Raw genomic sequence first — 20786 nt, forward strand, 5'->3', positions numbered from 1 at the left:
ATGTAGTAATGATCAAGTAGATACAATTGGCAAGGAAATCACTGTTTTAATTGATAGTGAGTCCCCTGGTTCTGGTGTGATTATTAAACAAACAGGCAATACTTATACTGTGATTACAGCCTATCATGTAGTAAAAAATAGTAATTTAAAATATCAAATAGTTACCCCAGATAATCAACGTTATCAACTCAATTATCAGACAGTGAAACGACTAGATAATAACATAGATTTGGCGATTTTACAGTTTACCAGCAAAAAAGATTATCAAGTTGCTAAAATTGGCAATTCTGATGAGGTAAAAAGACTAATAAATGTCCATGTGGCAGGTTTCCCTCGCCAGACAGGAGGTGTGAAGAAATCTATTTATGATTGTCGCAGTGGAAGAGTAATTGACAATGTACCGGAAAATATTGATAGTGGCTACAATTTATTTTATGACAATCCTACATTGGGAGGAATGAGTGGCGGAGCAGTGTTGAATGACCAGGGAGAAGTGGTAGCAATTCATGGTCAAGGAGAAGAATCAAATGATGTTGATATTGATAGAATAAATTCCTCTGTTGCTATTGTAAAATCAGGTAGAAATTCAGGTATTCCTATTAATACTTTTCTTAGGCTATCGGCAAGGAATGGTGTAGATTTTGCCTACACACCACCCAGACCCCAAACTCAACTAAGGTCTGTACCTAAACAGCCAAAACTCATTGTTTCAAACAAATATACTAAACTACAAAATTTACTCGCTGTGGGAAAGTGGCAAAAGGCGGACGAGGAAACAGCACGGGTAATGTTAGCAGTGGCGAAGCGGGAAGAAGAAGGCTGGTTAGATGAAGAAAGTATTAATAATTTTCCTTGCGAAGACCTCCGTACCATTGACCAGTTGTGGGTAGAATCTAGCAATGGGCGCTTTGGTTTTTCTGTCCAGAAGCAGATTTATCAAAGTTTGGGGGGAACCACAGAGTATAACAGTAGGATATGGCAGACCTTTGGGGACAGAGTAGGATGGAGAAAAGGAGGGGAGTGGTTGCACTATAAGTATATTATATTTAGTACATTAGCACCAAAAGCCCACTTGCCATCTGGGGGTACTGGATCTTTTATTTATGAAATGGCATTTAAGAGTGGGCGTTATTGGGTAGATGGCGGGATCTTCTTCTCTCATGTTGATACTTGTCAACTGTAGCACGTCATAACGAGAAACCAACAATCTCAAATCAAATTAGAAATTCCCTCTCGTCTAGAACATCCTAATTTCTTTTTTTAAGAATCGGAAAATATTATTATAATAAATCTTGAAAAATCTAAAATCCTGAAAATCATGATTCAAACAAATAATATCATGTATAATTAAACAAATCCTAATTCTGAAAAAAGACAAAAATATGCAAATTACTATCGAAATTCCTGAAGATATTGGCAACCAACTACAACGAAACTGGCAAGACGTACCACAAAAACTTTTAGAAAGTTTAGCAGTAGAAGCTTATAGAAATAAAATCATGACTTCTGTACAAGTTCAACAATTACTAAAATTTGCCTCACTTCAAGAAACTGAACATTTTTTAAAACAATCTCAAATTTCTCTAGATTATCCTCAAGAAACTTTAGTACAAGATAAACACACAAAAACTTTAGCTGATGCTTTTAACGAACTTCAGCAAATCTGTATTGAAGAAGATTATTCTTTAGAAATTCCCTCTCGTCAAGACCGTCCTAATTTCTTTTTTTAATATCCGCAATGACTTTTTTATGTGATACGAACATTATTAGCGAATTAGTGCGACCTCAGCCGAATCCTGGTGTTTTAATATGGGTAAAAAATTTATCTTCCATAAATATTAGTGTAATTACTCTGGAAGAAATACATTATGGATTAACATCAAAACCTAACCTAAAAATTCAAAATTGGTTTGATAATTTTATTAAAAATGATTGCCAAATTTTACCTATCACGGCTGAAATCGCTCAACTTTGCGGTAAAATACGGGGTCAACAAAGATTAAGCGGTAAAACAGTTACTCAAGCAGATATGATGATTGCTGCTACAGCCCAGATACATCAATTAACTTTAGTAACGCGCAATATTCGTGATTTTGATAGTTGTGGTATCCCTCTTTTTAACCCTTTTACTTAATCTTAATCTTAATGACATTTATGATCATAAATCCTGAAAATCCTTAAATCCTGGATATCCTGATTCTGACAACAATTAGACCATAAAAATCCTAATTCAAACAAATTATGCCAGCAAAAGATATTTATCATGATCAAGTTAGAAATGCCCTAGAAAAAGAAAATTGGCAAATTACCAAAGATCCACTTGTGCTAAAATGGGGTACAAGGGATTTATATATTGATTTAGGTGCAGAAAAACTCATAGCCGCAGAGAAAACTGGACAAAAAATAGCAGTAGAAGTTAAAAGTTTTGTCAGTAACTCCCCAATTTCTGATTTAGAAAAGGCTTTAGGACAGTATATTTTATACCATGACATTCTTCAACAATTAGAACCCAACCGTCGTTTATATCTTGCTATTCGGCAAGAAACATATTCAGAATTGTTTCAAGAACCAGTTGGTAAGATATTATTAGAAAATCAACGTCTTTGTTTACTTGTCTTTGATTCTGAACAGGAGATAATTCTCAAATGGATACCTTAACTAATTATCGCCAAATTATCGAAAAGATATTAAAAGAATATGCCGCACTACCTTATGCTTATGGAGAATTAGAAAGAGAACTAATTATTGATAAATCTGAAAACAGTTACTTACTACTAACAATTGGTTGGGAAAATAAACAGAGAGTACATGGCTGTTTAATTCATATTGATATTATCAATAATCTAGTCTGGATTCAAAGAGATGGTACAGAAGATGGTATTACAAATGAACTTGTCAATGCTGGTATTCCCAAAAATCAAATAGTTTTAGCTTTTCATCCTGTTAATGTCAGGAAACATACAGAATATGCTATAGGAGTTTAGCGAAGATTATCATATTTACTGTCTGAATCAGGATTCAAACACAATAAACATTCTCAAAATCCCATATATAAAACAAAAAATAACATCCTGAAAATCCTTTAATCCTGGACATCCTGATTCAGACAATTAACATACACGGATACACGAAAAGAATTTTAATAACATCTTGAAAATCCTTAAATCCTGGATATCCTGATTCTGACAATTGATTAATTTCCAACGAATTAATCATCTTGTCTGCTGTTTCCACAAACTGATCATAATCATCTATTTTCGCAGTATAAGTAATCGTATAAGCCTGATCACCTTTTAAAGTCACAACCTGCATATTCTTTAAAATATCTTTACCATTTTTACCCGTAAACACCAATTTACTAGCTTCTTTATTTGCCAAATTCGTTACACTTTTATCAACAATCTTTGCACCCGATACAGTATTATTAATTTCCTGAATACTGGATTTTTGTAAATCATCTAATCTGCCAGAAAACTTATCAACACTAATTGTCACCTTTTCTTGAAAATTATCTGTATCACTTTGTTGAGGAGAGATAAAAGTTACAATTTCGGCTGTAATTGGGTTTTCTAAATCTTGTCTTTCCCAGGTTTTTGGATATTTGATTGTGATTCCATATTTAGAATTTTCATATCCATTCCAATCATCTTTTTTAGTAATAAAGAAAATAGTTAAGCCAATAACTATTGTAATTCCTAGCAGTCCATAATAGATCCCCGACTTCTTTAAGAAGTCGGGGATCTTCTGCTTGTTTACTAAGCTTTTAACTGCTTGTAATGCTTCCTTTGCTGTAGGGTAACGCTTACGAAAATCATAACTTACCATTTTATCTAAAACAGTTCCTAGTTTGGGACTAACATTTGCATATTTACGCCAAATAATTTCCCCCGTCTTTATATCTTCTTCTAATTTATCAGGTAATAAACCTGTGATTGCTTGAATAGCAATTATTCCCACTGCATAAATATCACTACTCAATTGTGGTTTAAGTAGGTGAGCGTTGAAAATTGTCGTTATGGCAAGGCAAAAGGCAAGAGGCAAGAGGCAAGAGTGAAAAGGGTTTGGGCGATTTTACATTTCTTTACACAGTTTGGTTTTATTGTGTTCACCTACTTACCTCTCTGTTGTTCAAGTGGCATATAACCAGGAGTACCAATAATTACAGTAGAAGTAATTTGTCCATGTTTATTAACTAGCTGTGTACGAACTTCTTTAACTGCACCAAAATCAATCAGGAAAATTGTATTATCTAACTGACGACGACGGATATTATCTGGCTTAATATCTCGGTGAATAACTTTGTATTTATGAACAAATTCTAATACTTCTAAAATTTCCATGAGGAGTTGAATAACATCAGATTCACTCATTTTTTGACCTGATATTAATTCATCACTCAAATCATTACCTTCGATATATTCTTGAACTATATAAAATTTCTGATATTCTTCTATGTGGGCTAAAAGTTGGGGAATCTGTTCATGCTTACCTAACGTTTCTAGGGTTACTGCTTCTTGGTCAAAAAGCCTTTTAAGTATTATTAAAGTCGCTGGATCTGTACTTGCTGGTGTAAACTGCTTAACAACACAAAGAGGATTTCCTGGTCGTTTGGTGTCTTTTGCTAAAAAAGTAGTCCCAAACCCACCTTTTCCCAGATTTTGAATAATATGATAACGCTGGTCTATAATCGTGCCTATCATTAGACGCACCTTTTAGTCAAAAAGTCATTTTCCGCCCATCTAGGGTTGATTATGACACAAATTTGACATTAACAGTCTATTAGTTTCCGCAACTGCTGTAGATGTAACCTTGACCCTATCTGGTTTTGGAGATTATACTCAACACGGCTTAATAATTTGATTCTGTTGCTTGAGTTAAGATTTTACTCTTTTCTCTCCTTATTACGATACAAGGGGTTTAGCAAAAGCTCATAGGTGTCAACTTAAGCTCAAATCCCTACCACATCTTGTTCCTAGTCTCTGACTAGGAATGCAGTTGATGAGGCTCTGCCTCTAAGGGACTTCCAATTAAAAAAATACCCAAAAATTTCTTGTGGTGCGGGACGAATTGCCTGCTAATCATCAAGGACGGGCAGGATGCCCATCCCACAAAATTGGGTAATTTATTTTTTGGTGTTCCCTAATATCATTGAAGGCAGAGCCTTCTAGAATTCATTCCCAGTCAGAGACTGGGAATGAGACGACTTGAGTGAGGTTTTTCGTAATTTTGTAAAAGTCCATGTCTCAACCGTGTTTAGTATAGTTATGGAGAAAATTAACTTTCAAAATTCATAGCGCCTAAATATTTAGTTAAAAACGGCGAAAAAACTTCATAAATCAAAGTCAGCGGTTGTCCATGATGCCAAAATAAATAATGGCGACCCCAAAACGGACCTTTTTCATTAAAACCCGACTCTAACGCCTCTGAGTTACCATAATAAATACCTTGCACATCTCTATATAACTCAGTTCGTAACCGCGCTAAACTTGCCCAAATTGGTAAAGACTTGTTTTGTAAATACTCATCTACATGACTTGCTTCCCACCAAGAAGCAGCATAATATAACCGCTGTCCAGAAGCAGTTCGCACCCATACCTGTCTTCTAATTCTTGGACCTGGTAGCATCTGCATTATAGTCGGTGCATTATCGGAACTCATGCCAATTGCTGACATATCAATCACATCTACCTCCGTTGGTTCACCCGTAAGTAGTTGGACGTGCCGAGTCGGAGAACCATCACCCAAAAGCAGTAATTGCCAAGTTGGTGCTAACTGAGTGTGCGGTAAACCGCATTTAATCGCTTCCTCCCCACCTTGCCAAATAGGAGTCAGGCAATGCCAAGCACTTGGTAGGATTAGATCATTTGTGGGATTAAAAGTAGTAGCCAATGTTCTTTACAAAAGTTTATATATATTTCTATCAATAGCATAAAAACCAGCATCACTAGGGACGCTGGCAAGGAATCAAAAATATGGATTTTGATCAAAAAATGTAAACCCGCTGCTATAGTCATTTTTCTGACCTAACAGCGGGTTATTTAGAGAACTCCATAAAAAGAAATGCCCAATGTCATTCTGTTCGCGCAGCGTGCCAGAGGCATTACGAAACGAAGTGAAGAATCTCTTGAGACGCTTCGTTTCGCTTTGCTACACTCAGCATGACAAAACAGGATCATTTATTTTGTGGCTTACTCTTACATTCAAAAATGCGGATGGCGAGACTCGAACTCGCAAGGGCTATGCCCACACGCACCTCAAGCGTGCGCGTATACCAATTCCGCCACATCCGCGCGGTTTGAACACAGATTACAGTATAACATAAAAAAATTTCTCAAACACAAGATTTTGCAAATATTTCCCAGATATTTTTTGAATGGGTATGAGACTAACAGAAATATAGTTGCAGCACAAGTCATATTAAAAGGTCTAGGAAAGATGCCACATAATCTAAATAGTCTGTTAAAAATTATGTTTGGGGATCTCCTGTCACGATTTACAGTAATGCAACAGCTTTATGTCAACAGGATGGGAGAAAATGTGAATCTACTGGTACTGATATCGTAACTAGAAAATGAAATTTGACAAAATATTAATTGCCAATCGAGGAGAAATAGCCCTTCGCATTCTCCGAGCCTGTGAAGAAATGGGAATTGCCACAGTAGCTGTTCACTCGACTGTTGACAGAAATGCTCTCCACGTCCAACTTGCAGATGAAGCGGTTTGCATTGGTGAACCTGCCAGCAGCAAGAGTTATTTGAATATTCCCAATATTATTGCTGCTGCACTAACGCGCAATACTAGTGCCATTCATCCTGGTTATGGTTTTTTATCAGAGAACGCCAGATTTGCCGAAATTTGTGCCGACCACCACATTGCTTTTATTGGTCCTAGTCCTGAATCTATCAGGCTCATGGGGGATAAGTCCACAGCCAAAGAAACAATGCAAAAAGCTGGTGTACCTACAGTTCCCGGTAGTGAAGGATTAGTAGAATCAGAAGAAGAAGGATTAGCGATCGCCAAAAAAATTGGCTATCCTGTGATGATTAAAGCTACCGCAGGCGGAGGCGGTCGAGGAATGCGGCTAGTCCGTTACGAAGAGGAATTTGTCAAACTTTTCTTCGCGGCACGGGGGGAAGCAGGAGCAGCCTTTGGCAACGCAGGCGTTTATATAGAAAAATTTATTGAACGTCCCCGCCACATTGAATTTCAGATCCTAGCGGATAACTATGGTAATGTTATCCATCTGGGTGAAAGAGACTGTTCAATTCAGCGTCGTAACCAAAAACTCCTAGAAGAAGCCCCTAGTCCGGCTCTCGACCCTGACTTACGGCAAAAAATGGGCAAAGCTGCCGTTAAAGCCGCCCAGTTTATTAACTACACCGGAGCAGGAACTATCGAGTTTCTTCTAGATAAATTCGGTAAGTTCTATTTCATGGAAATGAACACCCGGATACAAGTGGAGCATCCAGTAACAGAAATGATTACTGGTATAGACCTAGTAGTTGAACAAATTCGCATTGCCCAAGGTGAAAGACTAAAGCTCACGCAAAAAGAAGTGGTTCTGAGAGGACATTCCATTGAATGCCGGATTAATGCTGAAGACCCAGATCATGATTTTCGTCCAGCCCCCGGCAGAATTAGTGGTTATCTTCCCCCCGGAGGACCAGGGGTGCGGATTGATTCCCACGTATACACGGACTACCATATCCCCCCTTACTACGACTCTCTCATAGGTAAATTAATTGTGTGGGGACCAGACCGAGCCACCGCTATTACCCGCATGAAACGCGCATTGAGAGAATGTGCAATTACAGGAGTCCCTACAACCATTCCCTTTCATCAAAAAATTATGGAAAACCCACAATTTTTAGAAGGTAACATTTACACCAGCTTTGTCCAGGACATGAAAATACAGTAATTAGTCATTGGTCATTCATTGGTCGTTTTCTTCCTCCTGACTCCTGACTCCTGACTGGGCGCGGGCCCCGCGCCCCTACATTCTGGCTCCTACTACTTGTCTAACATGGTCAGTAACCCTTGCTGACCTAGCAAAATTTCCCGGATAAAGCTGAAAATCGCCACCAAAATAATCGGGGTAATATCCACACCACCAATAGGTTGTACAAACTTCCGCAGTGGGATTAAAAATGGTTCAGTCGGCCAGGCGATTAGACTAAAAGGCAAGCTATTGAGATTGATTTGGGGATACCACGTTAGAATAATGCGGAAAATAAATAAAAACGTCATCACTCCCAAAACCGGACCAAGAATCCAAGCAGTCAAGTTAACACCAGTCATTTTGTTTAGCTACCATCTGTGAGAGAATCCAAAACTTGGACGCAAGTTGATAAACTTTAAGTTTTGTAACGTATTCTTCCCTCAATTTTAACTAAATAGTGCCATTTTATTGTGAGAATAGAAAAACAAAGTTATTGACTTGGGATCATCAATCAAGTAAATACCAGGTTAGATGTGCGGTATGTACTTGATTGAGATACATTCAGGAAATCGTCAACCCTCTATGAGTGGGGTTTCCCAGCACTCGATTGTATTACATCCGACCAATAACCCTGATAATCTTGGATTACTTTTCAAGAAAGTAATCCAAGATTAAAATGAAAATAAACTGTGTAAAAAAAGGTTGAGAACTATGACACCCTCTTTAGCAAATTTTCTTTGGAGTCTCCTTTTGGGTACTGCGATCGTTGTTATCCCTGCTACCATTGGTCTAATTTTCATTAGCCAAAAAGATAAAATCCAACGTTTTTAATTTTTGGGGACTGGGGACTGGGGACTGGGGAAGCATCTTCTTCTTTCTTCTGGACTCCAGTATTCCTCTTCCACAATATTATGACTGGTTAAAATAGTGATAGTAAGTGTAACTCGTTAATATAGATTTGATATTAGGAAAACATCAATGGTTAATTTGGGGCTGAACTCAGCCAGTGTTTTGGCTCAGGTAAATTTTGGAGCAAACTCAGCCAGTATTCTAGGAATTTTCCTAGCTGTAGCTGGAGCAGCATTGTACTTTCTTCGTTCTGTCCGCCCAGAACTTTCAAGAGATCAAGACATCTTTTTTGCCGCAGTTGGCTTGTTATGCGGCTTTATTCTCGTATTTCAAGGATGGCGACTTGATCCAATTTTGCAATTTGGTCAATTGCTTTTGGTAGGTTCTACAGTATTTTTTGCCGTCGAAAGTATTCGTCTGCGAAGTATCGCTACTCAACAAGCAAAACGAAATACTCCCATCGTGGACGATGAACGCGAGGTTAGCAGAAAATATTCTTATTCTGAGCGGCGCAACTATCAAGCTGAGATGGATGCGGATTTAGAACCGCTACCGTATGAAGAAGACGAAGAAGCCCCTCAGCGTCCGAGAATTCGCGGTAGTCGAGACGAACGTTCTACCCGTGATGACTATTACGAAGATCAGCCACCACGCAGTTCACCAAACTCACGTACCAGGGAAAAACCAGAATCACCAGAAAGAAAGCGTCGTAACAATTCTGGGCGTTCAGTCAGTCGTCCCAGTGAGGGTTATGAAGATGAAAATTGGGGTTCTACTCCCAAACCAGTTGACGATTGGGAAACTTCAAATTCCCAAGATGCAGTGAGAAAACCAGCACGTCGCAATAATACTGGCAATAATCGCCCTCAACGCCAAGAAAGTCGTGAGGATGATATTACCCCTACTCCTAGACCAAGAAAACGTCGTCCACCTAGAGATTCAGTTTCTCCCAGAAGACAGGATGATGATGAAGCTATCCCAACGGAATATGTTCCTTACAATCCCATTAACAAGCCAAATAACGAGCCAGATAATTCCGATTTTGATGATGACATTTAACACGTTTGGGGTTGACGACGGAAAATAGTAATGTGAAAACATTTACACCTAGCTTCTGGCTCCAAAAGTCAATTTATTGGAGCCTAATTTTTGGTTTGACAAGTTTGCTGATATCTTGCAGTGCTGATAATATCCCCCTGGGAGTTACTTCTCTGAATAGCCGATATACTGAAGAACAACCTGCTATCAGTGGTAATGGGCGTTTTTTGGCTTTTGTCTCCAATCGTTCTCGTTATCAGCAGTTGTTATTATACGATTTAGAAAATCAAAGTTTTATTCCTACACCAAGATTAAACAGACAGTCAGTAATTATAGAAAGTCCTAGTTTGAGTTATACAGGCCGTTATATTTGTTATATTACCAGTGATCAAGGTAGACCTGTTGTTGCACTTTACGATCGCGCTTCCCAACAATCACAAGTTCTGACCCCTACTTATCGTGGTTGGGTGAGAAATCCTAGTATTAGTCCTGATGGGCGTTATATTGCGTTTGAATCCTCCAGTCGTGGACAATGGGATATTGAAGTTCTTGATAGAGGTCCAACTATTGAGTTAGATATTCCTAATGGTGCAAGGGTGTCAACCAAAAATTGACCGAAAAATTTTAGATTTTAGATTTTGGATTTTAGCTTAAATATGTCACATTGGGAGTTTTCGGTACAGATTCCCCGCCTCTTCAGGGCGGAATTAATCAAAAATACTCGCTGCGCTGCGCTGCGTACGCTTCGCTAACGCCAATCTAAAGTCCTCAAGCTGCACACTTTAGGGTTGAGTCAATCCAAAATCCAAAATCGTAAATCCAAAATCTGTTGACCGTTGGAAAATTTCTACACTTACCTGAATATTTCAATTGTATATCGTCACTAATATCTAGTATCAATAAAAGCTAATTTTATGTTCCCTAATCTAAGACAATTTGGTATTTTAACCGTGTTTATGTTTTTCGTTCTTTCGACAAGATACCTAACTGTATCTTCGGTTCTCTATTGGTTGCTTTGGGTTCGTCGTCCCCCGTCTTGGGAGGTTCGTCGTCTTCATGATATGCACCAACGCAAAAGCAAAATGAAGAGTGAAATCAAATGGTCTCTTTTTTCCTGCTTTATTTTTGCATTACCAAGTGCTTTTATGATCGAAATGATCAACTTGGGATATACCAAGGTTTACTTAAATTTTATGGATTATGGTTGGGTTTATTTACCTTTGAGCCTATTTATATATTTGATTCTCCACGACACTTATTTTTATTGGACTCATCGCTGGTTGCATATTCCTAGTATATATCGCCGCTTTCATCAAGTCCATCACGAATCTATCAACCCTACACCTTGGACTTCTTTTTCTTTTGATCCTGTTGAGAGTATGATGCAGGCAATTATCATTCCTCTGATGGTTTTTATTATTCCCATTCATATTAGTATGGTGGGATTATTACTAACGTTAATGACGATATTTGGTGTTGTCAATCATACGGGTTATGAAGTTTATCCATATTCATGGATACGTGGTTTTTGGGGTAAACATTGGATTACACCAACGCACCATACTATTCATCATCACAAGTTTAATTGTAACTATGGTCTTTATTTTCGGTTTTGGGATAAATTAATGAACACCGATATAATGGTCAAAACGCAGATAAACGCAGATAAACGCAGATAAATTTGTACTTCGTTAGACTAGGAAATAATATAAAAGATGATGGCTTTTGAGGAGAAATAGAGCTTTGCCCATGTGACAATTGAAAATTTGGGTATAAAATAATGTTTTTTAATAATAGTAATAGAAAAATAATTCTCAACTACTTGGCAAATAAAAAATCATCTGCTATATTTAGAGCATACCCAAAAACCTAATCCCCTAATCCCCTGTCCCTACGGGGATGTAGAGACGTTCCTCGGAGCGTCTCTACTCTTTTGTATTCACCTAATCAGCATTAAGAATTTTGGGAACTCGGAAAAAATCTCCTTCCTGTTGAGGCGCACTGTTGAGGATTGCTTCTCGTTCGGGATAGGGTTGGAGAATATCTTCTCTGGTGACGTTGCTAACATCAATAGCTCTGGTTGTCGGGGCTACATTAGTGACATCCAGTTGATTTAGTTGTTCTATATAGTCTAGAATACCACCCAGTTGAGTGGTAAATTGTGCCTCTTCGTCTGCTGTTAATTCTAAACGAGCGAGATTAGCGACTTTACGAACTTGTTCACTATCAATCATAATTTGTTAATTGTCAGTTGTTAGTTGTCAGTTGTCAGTTGTCAGTTGTTAGGCAAACTTTTACAACCGACTAATGACTAATGACTAAGTTAAAAGAATACGTCAATTTGCGATCGCCCGGTGGTTTTTATCCAGTTCTGAGCTTCAATATAGTTATTGGGAGCCATACGAATCGCTCTAATCCAATAATCCGCTGCTTGATCAAGTAATGCTTCACCACCGTCATTATCCCCTGCTTCCTTAGCTCTCTCACCTTGAAAATGATAAATCACGGCAATATTATTCAAGGCTTGGGGTAATTGTGGATTTAATTCAATGGCCTGATGATAATACTCTAAAGCCTTATTATGATCGCCGTTACTGGCATAAATTAAACCCATGTTATAAAGGATATAACTCCGATCATTAGAGTCTTCCTCCATTTCTAAGGCTTCTGTATAGTAGTCTAGTGCTTCGGCATATTCACCTTCTGCCTGTGCGGACATTCCATCTCGATAATAAACAAAGGCTTCTTTCGCCTTTTTGTTGGTTGGCAATATCTTGAGAATGATATCTGCCATTACTGTAAAGGATTTGTCAACAAAGTTATCGTTTTTCTGTGTTCTTGGCATATTTGTCTCTATGGTTGCTTAATTGCAGCATACCGCTAATTTAACTAATTTTTGGAGGTTTGAGTTATCCCCAGAAATATGAAGTAAGATTTTCAGAATTATTGACCGCAGATAAACGCAGATAAACGCAGATAAATTAATAGTTTTATTTAAATTTTAAATTATTTCGTTTCCATTTCCGAAACGGAAGTAAATACTATTGTATAACCGAGTTAAGTTAACTATTGCACACAAGCCACACCCAGCCGCGATGGTAAAAGAAATAGCAATTCGCACCACTGGACTCACTAAGCAATTTGAAAGACATATTGCTGTCAATGATGTTGACTTAGAAATCCATACGGGTGAAGTTTACGGATTAATTGGTCCTAATGGTGCAGGTAAAACCACCCTAATTCGGATGTTAGCCACTGCTGAAGAACCAACTACGGGTGAGATTTATATTAATGGCGATCGCGTAGCGGGTCCTTCGGACTATCGCCTCCTGCAAGATCAAAACAACCTAAAACTTAAACGTCGTCTTGGTTATTTACCTGATGACTACCCACTGTATGAAGATTTGACAGTTTGGGACTATTTAGATTATTTTGCTCGATTGTATCTCTTACAAGGAAAGCGCCGTACCCAACGTCTCCACGAAGTTTTAGAACTGATTCAACTGGGTAATAAACGACATAGTATGATTTCTACCCTCTCACGGGGGATGAAACAGCGTTTAAGTTTAGCCCGCACCATTATTCATGAACCAATTTTACTACTTTTAGATGAACCTGTTTCGGGACTTGATCCTATTGCGCGGATGCAGTTTCGGGAAATTATTAAGGCTTTGCAAGAAGCCGGCATGACAATTTTAATTTCTTCTCATGTACTTAGCGACTTAGCAGAGTTATGTACATCCGTAGGAATTATGGAATTAGGTTTTTTAGTGGAAAGTTCTTCACTCAAACATCTCTATCAACGTCTTTCCCGACAGCAGATTTTTATCTCTACCTTGGGCAATATAGATATATTAGTGAGTGAATTAAAAAATCATCCCTTAGTGGAAGAATGGGAATTAATACTTAGTCAAAATAGTGTGCGAGTAAATTTTTCCGGTAAACCAGAAGATTCCGCTGATTTATTGCGATCGCTTATCAGTGCAGGAATTCCCTTAACAGAGTTTCATTGTACCCAAGAAGACCTAGAAACTATTTTCCTCAAATTAGGTCATAAACAAGCATCATAGATAATTTTGGATTTTAGATTTTGGATTTATTTTCTGCACAAACTTAAAAATTGTTCCAAAATAAAACTTATCAACTTTTAGAGGTATTAACGATGTTACTAAATTTCATAGACAGAGTTGGAGAATTAAATCCTCAGTTATTTCGAGAACTAAAAGGCAGATTCAAACCTTTTAATTTGATCATATCTATGGGTTCTTCCTTACTACTACAACTCATAGTTTTCATATTTCAATTCCGAGAATTTCCCGATGAAAACTACTATCTTAGATCAACCTACTGCACTTTGCGAGAAGTATACCAAAATCAGGAACAAGAACTCTATAAACAACAAAACCTACTTAACCAAAAAATAACTAATTATCAGCAAATTCAACTATCAGATAATACCATAATTCCCAACTTAGATGCCAAACTTCAGCAAGTTAACACTGAACTAGCTGACCTTCAGAATTATTTATCGAAAAATATTTGTCCTTTAGATAAAATAGACTGGCAATTATGGTGGCGAGATCATTGGGAATACACATTTTTAACATTTAGTGTAATTTTCATTTTTACCCTCTTAGTTGGCGGAACTTATTTATTAATTAGTGATTTAGCCAAAGAAGAACAACGAGGAACATTGAATTTTATTCGTCTAAGTCCTCAATCAGAAACCAGCATTTTAACTGGAAAAATTCTCGGAGTCCCCAGTTTAATTTATCTTTTTGTCCTCACAGCCATTCCTTTGCATTTATGGGCTGGACATTCTGCTAAAATCGCCTTCAGTTACATTTTCAGTTATTATGCTGTGATTGCCGCAAGTTGTCTTTTCTTCTACAGTGCAGCCCTAATTTTTGGTTTAGTGAGTCGTTGGTTCGGCAACTTTCAACCTTGGTTGGGTAGCGGTGCTGTACTTGTATTTTTGTTTATGACAATGACAATGGTATCTTCTTCTGGAGGCTTTAATAATCCCCTAACTTGGATGAGATTTTTAAGTCCCTGGGATATCACCAATTATCTATTTCCTAATCTGTTTCGTTCCTATAAAGATTCATCAATCAGCCAACTACAATTTTTCTACTTACCAATAGGAAAAAATTTCCTTACCTTAGTCAGCTTTCATTTAGTTAATTACGGAATTTGTTCCTACGGTATTTGGCAAGCAATGAAACGCTGCTTTCGGAATACAGATAGCACAATATTGAGTAAAAAACAAAGTTATTTATTTATAGCCTTTACTCAGGTAATGTTTTTGGGATTGACTATAGGTGCAGTTGAGAACAAATCAGATATAGGGATTATAATTCTCATGGCTTTACTTAATTTTGCCTTAGTTCTAATTTTAACTATTGTGCTTTCACCGCAGCGGCAAACTATCCAAGATTGGGCAAGATATAGACACCAAAATCATCGAGATAAATCTATATTACAAGATTTAGTATTTGGTGAAAAAAGCCCAGCAATTGTTGCCATAGTCATTAATCTATTAATTGCTACCACACCCATAATAATCTGGATTCTGTTCTCACCTCCTAATTTTCATAATGGTAGTGTTGATAAGAACAAAGTCATATTAGCTATGGTTTTAGCTTTCACACTGATGTTAATGTATGCCACAATTGCTCAATTGATGCTACTCATGAAACATCCCAAGCGTTATGTATGGACAGTGGGAACTATTGGTGTAGCAATGTTTTTACCATCAATTGTTCTTGCCGTTTTGGGTGTTAGTCCTTCAAAACATCCCATTTTGTGGTTATTCTCCACCTGTCCTTGGGCAGCGATAGAATACACTCGGACGACAACAATTTTTCTGGCACTTTTGGCTGAGATAACAGTTGTAGCTTTGTTAAATTTCCAATTAAATCGTCAAGTCAAAGTTTTAGGAGAATCCGCAACCAAAGCACTATTGACCGCCCGATAATAGTTAGTGACTCGTAAAGTTTTACCGATAGGAATGATATTTAATTTTTGTATTCCTATCGGTGGACATCAGCCTTAAAGAAATGTACAATAATTAAAACAATTACCCAATTCCAATTTTAATCTCATCCAACGAAATTATTTTTAATTTATTTGATCAAATAGAATCGGCTTGCGAGTATAGATAGCCTTTTCGACAATATCAGCAGCATAATTCACTCCTCCAGCCCTAACAATTGCCTCTTTTAGCCTCAGTGCATTTTGTTTGTAAGAATATTCTGTTAAGACCCGCTTAATTATTTCCTGCAAACTCGTAACATTTAAACGAGACAAGGGTAAAAATTCTCCAGCACCTGTATAAGCTATCCGAGAAGCAATTCCTGGCTGTTCATTAGTAATCGGAATTGCTACCAGTGGAACTCCACTACTTAAAGCCCCTAAAACTGCATTCATACCACCATGAGTAATAGTGAGAACAGATTGCGAAATCAATTGCTGTTGGGGCGCATAAGGTACGACTACAGGTGAACCTGCGAGGTTAAAATCTAATTCTTTTATTTGTGGCTGACCCAAAGAAATCACAAGTTGTACATCCAATTCCATAGATGCTTCTGCAATCATTTGAAAAATTTCCTGTTTGCGATTTTGTAAAGTACCTAATGCAGCGTAAATTAATGGTTTACCATTCAATTTCTCAAAAGGAAAAGGCTTTGGTGATAATGAAAGAGGCTCTAATCCTGATGGATCTTGCAAGGGACCAGTATAATGAAATGTTTTAGGTAAACGCACTCGCGGAAAGTCAAATTCAGCAGGTAGCTGACATATCTGAGCGAGTTTTCCACCAGCATCATCACGACAAGTGTAATTTGCTAAATTCCATTGACGACGTTGATCTGCTACTAATTTCCAGATTTTTTGTGATAACTGATTAAGTAAAAAGTTACCTGCACGGTTTCGCAAAGTAGACAACCAGGCTGTATTATATTCCCAATTGGTAAAATAAGGTGGAACTCCTGGTTCCCTATTAATAAGAAGAGCATTGCATACAGTGATAAAAGGTATTTTTAGAAAATCGGCAATAGTTCCGCCTCCAATTGTTACTTGATCTACTAATAAAGCCTCTATTCCTGCTTTCGAGATTGCTGTAGGTGCTTCACCAAATAGCATCTTCGTTTCCTTTTCTAGCCAATCTATTGTAAAATTTAATGCTGCCATTCCACTCAATTCTCCTAACTGTTTGTACATTACTTCTAATGTTCCAGGGGAAAATTCAGCTTCTCCTATTTTCCAAAATTCTAATCCAGCCTTATCAACCTTAGATTGAACATCGGGGATGTGGAATAATGTAACACGATGACCACGCCGTTTTAATTCTCTTCCTAAAACAAACATTGGGTTGAGATGGCCTATTGCTGCTGGACAAAGAATACCAAAATGAGTCATAAGTTATATTTTTTGGTTAATTACAATGATTTATACCAGAAAACCGCTTTATAAATTCAAATTACATCATTTTTACTTCACTGCTTTGGTCAAGTATATAAACATACTCTCAATAAAATGATTAACACAGATCATAATGGCTAATATATGAGTTAATACTGTTTTGTCAAGAACATGAAGATCCTAATATTTTCACGTCTTCAAATTTTTCAATATAAAAGAGCTTCATTAACACCTATTTAATACAGCACCTGCAAATTAGAAGTTAAAATATTTATCTACACTCTTAGGGAACTATTTTGTTGTAATATCATTGCGTCAGACTTTCACCAAAGTCAGTACCAAGGGAGTTATGATTAAATCTTGGATGATAATTGGCACTATAGCATTCTTCGTAGGCTTCGCTGGTAACTGGATTACACCCAACCAGAGTCAATGGTTTCGGCATTTACAAAGACCTAAATGGTTAACCTTTGAATCAGCAATTCCCCTGATTTGGACTATAATTTTTATCTGTGGTGCTTGGTCAGCTTATATTATTTGGGAACACAGTCCAAATACCGATATAACTCGCCTAATGATGGGTTTGTACCTACTTCTAGAGATATTTACCATAGCCTATAGCCCCATAATGATCCGTCTTCGCAGTCTCATTGCTGGTACAATCATTGGTGGCACTGGACTACTAATTTGTATATTAATCACCCTTGCAGTCTTATCTGTATCGCTGTGGGCAGCATTACTATTATTACCTTATTTAATTTGGAGTCCCATAGGTACATACACCACATGGCAAATGAGTCGTCTTAATCCGCAAGATGCTTAAAGCAGGAAAGTTGAAAGTCTTAATGATGTTTGACCTTCAACTATTTACATTCTGCCTTTGCGTCTTTGCTCCTTTGTATCTTGGCGCGAAAAAATACTCTTTTACAAAACAGAAGATTTATTTTCTGTTGTCTGAATGAAAGTTTGAAAATCCCCATTAGGTGTCCATTGAATCGCACCATCTTTACCCGTAAAGAAAAGTTTTGTTTGTCCTTTACTTAATAAAGATAATGTTTTCCTATCTAGATTATTAGCAGGAGAAATTGCTATTTGTGGTTTGAGTGCTAAAACTAAATCTTGCAAAGATTCTGATGGACTCCACAACACCTGGGGAGAAGACAAATCACCACTTTTAATTAATTCTTTAATTTGTTGAGATTTAATATTCCCTACTAATAACCAACTTTGACCAAAAATTTGTAACTTTAAAATCGGTACTTGGTCATTAATTAATTGTGCTGTGATTGTGGGAGTATTTATAGGTTGTCCAACTCCTAAACTTTGATAAATTCCTTGCTGTTTTTGGAGTTCCTGTTGTAGTAATTGAGTTGCAATATTGTCCTCTAACTTAGGAGCATATTCATACAAATTTTTAATTGGTAGACTTTGCATAATTTCCAACCAAGCATCATTAGTATAACCTGTAAACTTACTAGCGATCGCCCAATTAATCTGATTTAAACCTTGCTGTCTCAAAAATGGCAAAATTGTAAATCTACCTGTGCCTTCATTTCCACTATTAATTACGGCAATATTTCCCCGATCTTGAATTACTAAAACAGGTTCAGTTCTAGTATCTAACAAAGTAATTCTCACCAAATTATTAGCAGAATGCCAAATGGGAACAAGTACCAAACCAACTGCTATGAAACCTGCAAACCACCAACGTTTTTGCCACCACCCGACTAACCAAACTAAAATAATTAAAAGATAGATAGTCAACATTTGCCAAATTGATATACTCCCAACTGGTATCTGGCTTCCTGGTAAATGATCGAAAAATTCGACCATTTGAATCAACCAATGGGTAGGGTAATATAAAAAACTGGTTAAAGTGCTACCTAAATCTGGTGAAATTAAACTTGCCAAACCGCTAATCATGCCCCCAATACTAATCACAGAAATAAATGGTGTCGTCAAAATACTCAGCGGTATACTATAAACTATAATTACACAAGCAAAATCCAGTAATCTTGGTAAAGTCCAAATTGTAGCTGCTAAAGGTACAGAAATTAAAGAAGCGATCGCAGGAGGTAGCCAATCTAAACGTTGAGTAATGGGTGATGCAGTTACAACTAATCCCAATGTCGCTAAAAAACTCAATTGAAAGCCTAAATTCCAAATCCACAAAGGATTAAACAACAATAATAATGTTGCCGCTATTAACAAAGCTCCCAATTGTTTCACATTTCTTTCCAAAGCTAAACCCAGCAAAGCCGCAAAACCCATAATTTCGGCTCTTAATACCGCAGGTTCAAAACCTACTAAAAACAAAAACACAATTAAACTCAAGCCACCCAGAGTAATCTGCGTTGCTTTATTTGTACGTCTTGTTAACTGTAAAACTACCCCCAAAATTAGAGAAGTTTGAAATCCAGATGCCGCTAAAGCAGGAGCTAAACCTGTTCTCACAAATAAATCGCGGATATCATAAGGTAAATCAACGGCTTTACTACCTAACACCATTGCACTGACAAGGGGACCTTCAGGAACACCCAATGAACTAGCGTGCGATCGCCCAATCTTCTCACGAACTTGCCACCATCCCCAAGGATGTTCATCATCCAAAATATTAATCTGCCTACCAATTAAACCCGCAAAAGTCCCCTCCTGCCGCAGATATTTCTGAAAATCAAAACCACCAGGATTAGAAGCCGCAGTTGGTTTATACAAAAATCCAGTCACCGCAATTTGTTGTCCAGGATATAACCCCGTAGATTGCAATATCGGCACAGTCACATATAGCCTACCCGTCACACCCTTGGGAATCCCCCCTCCCTCCTGACCCTCTAGCGGCACTAGTTCCCTCCGGGACGCTCCGCGAACGCTATCATTTTTCACCTCATCTAACTGAGTCGCTGCTAACCAAAATTGTCCCCGTTGATTACGAGTTACGCGGGGATTACTATCCACCAACCCCCGTACAATCACTAATTGTTCAAGATTACTATTATCCCCAGCCGCAAACTGACTAATATCCTTAATTCCCGGTTGAGGAACACGCAATTGCCAATAAACAGTAGCCAACAAACCCACCACACCAGCAATTAACCATATTCTCGGATGAGGAGTAGCCGTCCAGTTATTAGCGATCGCCTTATCTTTGCCAACAGCACCTTCTCTTTTCAGAGCAAACTTCCGCAGATTAGCATATATGCGGCGAAAGAAAACCGCCCCAACCACACCCAATAATAAAATCCACACACCACCCCAAGGAATAGCCGTAAACAGCAAACCCAAAATATAACTAAGACAGATAATTATTCCACTCGTCTGCATCATAAGAATTTAATTGCCAAAGCACCCAGTTCAGAGAATACCGCATAAATATTTAATCTGCTTGGGAAAGATATAATTCATCTGTCAAATTTATTTTGACGGGAATGATCGGAAAAAACCTCTGTTCTTCCCTCCCCTACCCCCCTACCCCCCTACCCCCCTACCTCCTCTACCTCCCCTACCTCCCCTACCTCCCCTACCCCCCCTACCCCCCCCC

At 37.7% G+C, this 20786-nt stretch carries 21 protein-coding genes and 1 tRNA gene; 13 read left to right on the forward strand and 9 right to left on the reverse strand.

Annotated elements, in window-relative coordinates:
* The 5 genes from FJR37_RS26570 to FJR37_RS19825 all read left to right on the forward strand — a co-directional run.
* Positions 1 to 1183: GUN4 domain-containing protein (locus FJR37_RS26570; RefSeq protein ID WP_217355342.1), on the forward strand; the 1183-nt coding region annotated here is incomplete at its 5' end.
* Positions 1184 to 1382: 199 nt separating this feature from the next.
* Entirely contained in the window at positions 1383 to 1730 is a 348-nt protein-coding gene (locus FJR37_RS19810) for a UPF0175 family protein (protein WP_039200684.1), read from the forward strand.
* An 8-nt stretch (positions 1731 to 1738) separates the two neighbouring features.
* Positions 1739 to 2134, forward strand: a complete 396-nt coding sequence (locus tag FJR37_RS19815; RefSeq protein ID WP_072033626.1) for a type II toxin-antitoxin system VapC family toxin — start codon at positions 1739 to 1741, stop codon at positions 2132 to 2134.
* Positions 2135 to 2241: 107 nt separating this feature from the next.
* A complete protein-coding gene (locus tag FJR37_RS19820) occupies positions 2242 to 2658 on the forward strand; it encodes an element excision factor XisH family protein (RefSeq protein ID WP_039200683.1) in 417 nt (138 codons plus the stop codon).
* The gene (locus FJR37_RS19825) at positions 2646 to 2984 is read left to right on the forward strand and encodes a XisI protein (protein ID WP_015081584.1); all 339 of its coding nucleotides are present in this window, start codon (positions 2646 to 2648) and stop codon (positions 2982 to 2984) included. The genes FJR37_RS19820 and FJR37_RS19825 overlap by 13 nt, the downstream gene beginning before the upstream one ends.
* Positions 2985 to 3102: 118 nt before the next feature.
* On the opposite strand, the gene FJR37_RS19830 is transcribed toward FJR37_RS19825, so the two are convergent.
* The 4 genes from FJR37_RS19830 to FJR37_RS19845 form a co-directional block, all read right to left on the reverse strand.
* A complete protein-coding gene (locus tag FJR37_RS19830) occupies positions 3103 to 3978 on the reverse strand; it encodes a PsbP-related protein (RefSeq protein ID WP_174763456.1) in 876 nt (291 codons plus the stop codon).
* A gap of 131 nt (positions 3979 to 4109) precedes the next feature.
* Entirely contained in the window at positions 4110 to 4700 is a 591-nt protein-coding gene (locus FJR37_RS19835) for a protein kinase (protein WP_039200688.1), read from the reverse strand.
* 574 nt (positions 4701 to 5274) lie between these two features.
* Positions 5275 to 5889 (reverse strand): chorismate lyase, encoded by a 615-nt coding sequence (locus FJR37_RS19840; RefSeq protein WP_039200681.1) that lies wholly within the window; start codon positions 5887 to 5889, stop codon positions 5275 to 5277.
* Between the two features lie 318 nt (positions 5890 to 6207).
* Positions 6208 to 6290 (reverse strand) — tRNA-Leu (locus FJR37_RS19845).
* A 281-nt stretch (positions 6291 to 6571) separates the two neighbouring features.
* Here FJR37_RS19845 and accC point away from each other — a divergent pair.
* Positions 6572 to 7918, forward strand: coding sequence for an acetyl-CoA carboxylase biotin carboxylase subunit (gene accC, locus FJR37_RS19850; RefSeq protein ID WP_168466917.1), 1347 nt, complete (start codon positions 6572 to 6574; stop codon positions 7916 to 7918).
* A 92-nt stretch (positions 7919 to 8010) separates the two neighbouring features.
* Here the strand turns inward: accC and FJR37_RS19855 are convergent, their stop codons facing one another.
* Positions 8011 to 8298 (reverse strand): YggT family protein, encoded by a 288-nt coding sequence (locus FJR37_RS19855; RefSeq protein WP_027401501.1) that lies wholly within the window; start codon positions 8296 to 8298, stop codon positions 8011 to 8013.
* 352 nt (positions 8299 to 8650) lie between these two features.
* Between FJR37_RS19855 and psbX the strand changes: the two genes are divergently transcribed.
* From psbX to FJR37_RS27105, 4 genes are all read left to right on the forward strand, one after another.
* On the forward strand, positions 8651 to 8770 hold the full coding sequence (gene psbX, locus FJR37_RS19860) for a photosystem II reaction center X protein (protein WP_039200676.1): 120 nt from the start codon (positions 8651 to 8653) through the stop codon (positions 8768 to 8770).
* Positions 8771 to 8917: 147 nt separating this feature from the next.
* Positions 8918 to 9847 (forward strand): Ycf66 family protein, encoded by a 930-nt coding sequence (locus FJR37_RS19865; protein WP_039200675.1) that lies wholly within the window; start codon positions 8918 to 8920, stop codon positions 9845 to 9847.
* Positions 9848 to 9879: 32 nt separating this feature from the next.
* The gene (locus FJR37_RS19870; protein ID WP_027401503.1) at positions 9880 to 10440 is read left to right on the forward strand and encodes a TolB family protein; all 561 of its coding nucleotides are present in this window, start codon (positions 9880 to 9882) and stop codon (positions 10438 to 10440) included.
* A 579-nt stretch (positions 10441 to 11019) separates the two neighbouring features.
* The gene (locus FJR37_RS27105; protein ID WP_254434624.1) at positions 11020 to 11505 is read left to right on the forward strand and encodes a sterol desaturase family protein; all 486 of its coding nucleotides are present in this window, start codon (positions 11020 to 11022) and stop codon (positions 11503 to 11505) included.
* 264 nt (positions 11506 to 11769) lie between these two features.
* On the opposite strand, the gene gatC is transcribed toward FJR37_RS27105, so the two are convergent.
* On the reverse strand, positions 11770 to 12060 hold the full coding sequence (gene gatC / locus FJR37_RS19880) for an Asp-tRNA(Asn)/Glu-tRNA(Gln) amidotransferase subunit GatC (protein WP_027401505.1): 291 nt from the start codon (positions 12058 to 12060) through the stop codon (positions 11770 to 11772).
* A gap of 89 nt (positions 12061 to 12149) precedes the next feature.
* Positions 12150 to 12671 (reverse strand): photosystem I assembly protein Ycf3, encoded by a 522-nt coding sequence (locus FJR37_RS19885; RefSeq protein WP_053539450.1) that lies wholly within the window; start codon positions 12669 to 12671, stop codon positions 12150 to 12152.
* Between the two features lie 250 nt (positions 12672 to 12921).
* Here FJR37_RS19885 and FJR37_RS19890 point away from each other — a divergent pair, with 250 nt between their 5' ends.
* Positions 12922 to 13896, forward strand: coding sequence for an ABC transporter ATP-binding protein (locus FJR37_RS19890; RefSeq protein ID WP_168466923.1), 975 nt, complete (start codon positions 12922 to 12924; stop codon positions 13894 to 13896).
* Between the two features lie 92 nt (positions 13897 to 13988).
* On the forward strand, positions 13989 to 15803 hold the full coding sequence (locus FJR37_RS19895; RefSeq protein ID WP_168466919.1) for an ABC transporter permease subunit: 1815 nt from the start codon (positions 13989 to 13991) through the stop codon (positions 15801 to 15803).
* Positions 15804 to 15946: 143 nt separating this feature from the next.
* Here FJR37_RS19895 and FJR37_RS19900 read toward each other — a convergent pair whose 3' ends face one another.
* Positions 15947 to 17245 (reverse strand): glycosyltransferase, encoded by a 1299-nt coding sequence (locus FJR37_RS19900; protein ID WP_168466920.1) that lies wholly within the window; start codon positions 17243 to 17245, stop codon positions 15947 to 15949.
* Between the two features lie 352 nt (positions 17246 to 17597).
* On the opposite strand from FJR37_RS19900, the gene FJR37_RS19905 reads away from it, so the two are divergent.
* On the forward strand, positions 17598 to 18071 hold the full coding sequence (locus tag FJR37_RS19905; protein ID WP_027401510.1) for a TspO/MBR family protein: 474 nt from the start codon (positions 17598 to 17600) through the stop codon (positions 18069 to 18071).
* Positions 18072 to 18172: 101 nt separating this feature from the next.
* Here FJR37_RS19905 and FJR37_RS19910 read toward each other — a convergent pair whose 3' ends face one another.
* Complete coding sequence (locus tag FJR37_RS19910; RefSeq protein WP_168466921.1) at positions 18173 to 20572, reverse strand: ComEC/Rec2 family competence protein; 2400 nt, start codon at positions 20570 to 20572, stop codon at positions 18173 to 18175.
* Positions 20573 to 20786: the final 214 nt, after the last annotated feature.

It is taken from the genome of Aphanizomenon sp. UHCC 0183 (assembly GCF_009712065.1).
In the GTDB taxonomy this organism is placed as follows: domain Bacteria; phylum Cyanobacteriota; class Cyanobacteriia; order Cyanobacteriales; family Nostocaceae; genus Dolichospermum; species Dolichospermum heterosporum.

Bases quoted from the DNA above. Each gene is read 5' to 3' on its own strand.
- FJR37_RS19810 (WP_039200684.1), top strand. From the start codon at position 1,383: ATGCAAATTACTATCGAAATTCCTGAAGATATTGGCAACCAACTACAA.
- FJR37_RS19815 (WP_072033626.1), top strand. From the start codon at position 1,739: ATGACTTTTTTATGTGATACGAACATTATTAGCGAATTAGTGCGACCT.
- FJR37_RS19820 (WP_039200683.1), top strand. From the start codon at position 2,242: ATGCCAGCAAAAGATATTTATCATGATCAAGTTAGAAATGCCCTAGAA.
- FJR37_RS19825 (WP_015081584.1), top strand. From the start codon at position 2,646: ATGGATACCTTAACTAATTATCGCCAAATTATCGAAAAGATATTAAAA.
- FJR37_RS19835 (WP_039200688.1), bottom strand. From the start codon at position 4,700: ATGATAGGCACGATTATAGACCAGCGTTATCATATTATTCAAAATCTG.
- accC (WP_168466917.1), top strand. From the start codon at position 6,572: ATGAAATTTGACAAAATATTAATTGCCAATCGAGGAGAAATAGCCCTT.
- FJR37_RS19855 (WP_027401501.1), bottom strand. From the start codon at position 8,298: ATGACTGGTGTTAACTTGACTGCTTGGATTCTTGGTCCGGTTTTGGGA.
- psbX (WP_039200676.1), top strand. From the start codon at position 8,651: ATGACACCCTCTTTAGCAAATTTTCTTTGGAGTCTCCTTTTGGGTACT.
- FJR37_RS19865 (WP_039200675.1), top strand. From the start codon at position 8,918: ATGGTTAATTTGGGGCTGAACTCAGCCAGTGTTTTGGCTCAGGTAAAT.
- FJR37_RS27105 (WP_254434624.1), top strand. From the start codon at position 11,020: ATGGATTATGGTTGGGTTTATTTACCTTTGAGCCTATTTATATATTTG.
- gatC (WP_027401505.1), bottom strand. From the start codon at position 12,060: ATGATTGATAGTGAACAAGTTCGTAAAGTCGCTAATCTCGCTCGTTTA.
- FJR37_RS19885 (WP_053539450.1), bottom strand. From the start codon at position 12,671: ATGCCAAGAACACAGAAAAACGATAACTTTGTTGACAAATCCTTTACA.
- FJR37_RS19890 (WP_168466923.1), top strand. From the start codon at position 12,922: ATGGTAAAAGAAATAGCAATTCGCACCACTGGACTCACTAAGCAATTT.
- FJR37_RS19895 (WP_168466919.1), top strand. From the start codon at position 13,989: ATGTTACTAAATTTCATAGACAGAGTTGGAGAATTAAATCCTCAGTTA.
- FJR37_RS19900 (WP_168466920.1), bottom strand. From the start codon at position 17,245: ATGACTCATTTTGGTATTCTTTGTCCAGCAGCAATAGGCCATCTCAAC.
- FJR37_RS19905 (WP_027401510.1), top strand. From the start codon at position 17,598: ATGATTAAATCTTGGATGATAATTGGCACTATAGCATTCTTCGTAGGC.
- FJR37_RS19910 (WP_168466921.1), bottom strand. From the start codon at position 20,572: ATGATGCAGACGAGTGGAATAATTATCTGTCTTAGTTATATTTTGGGT.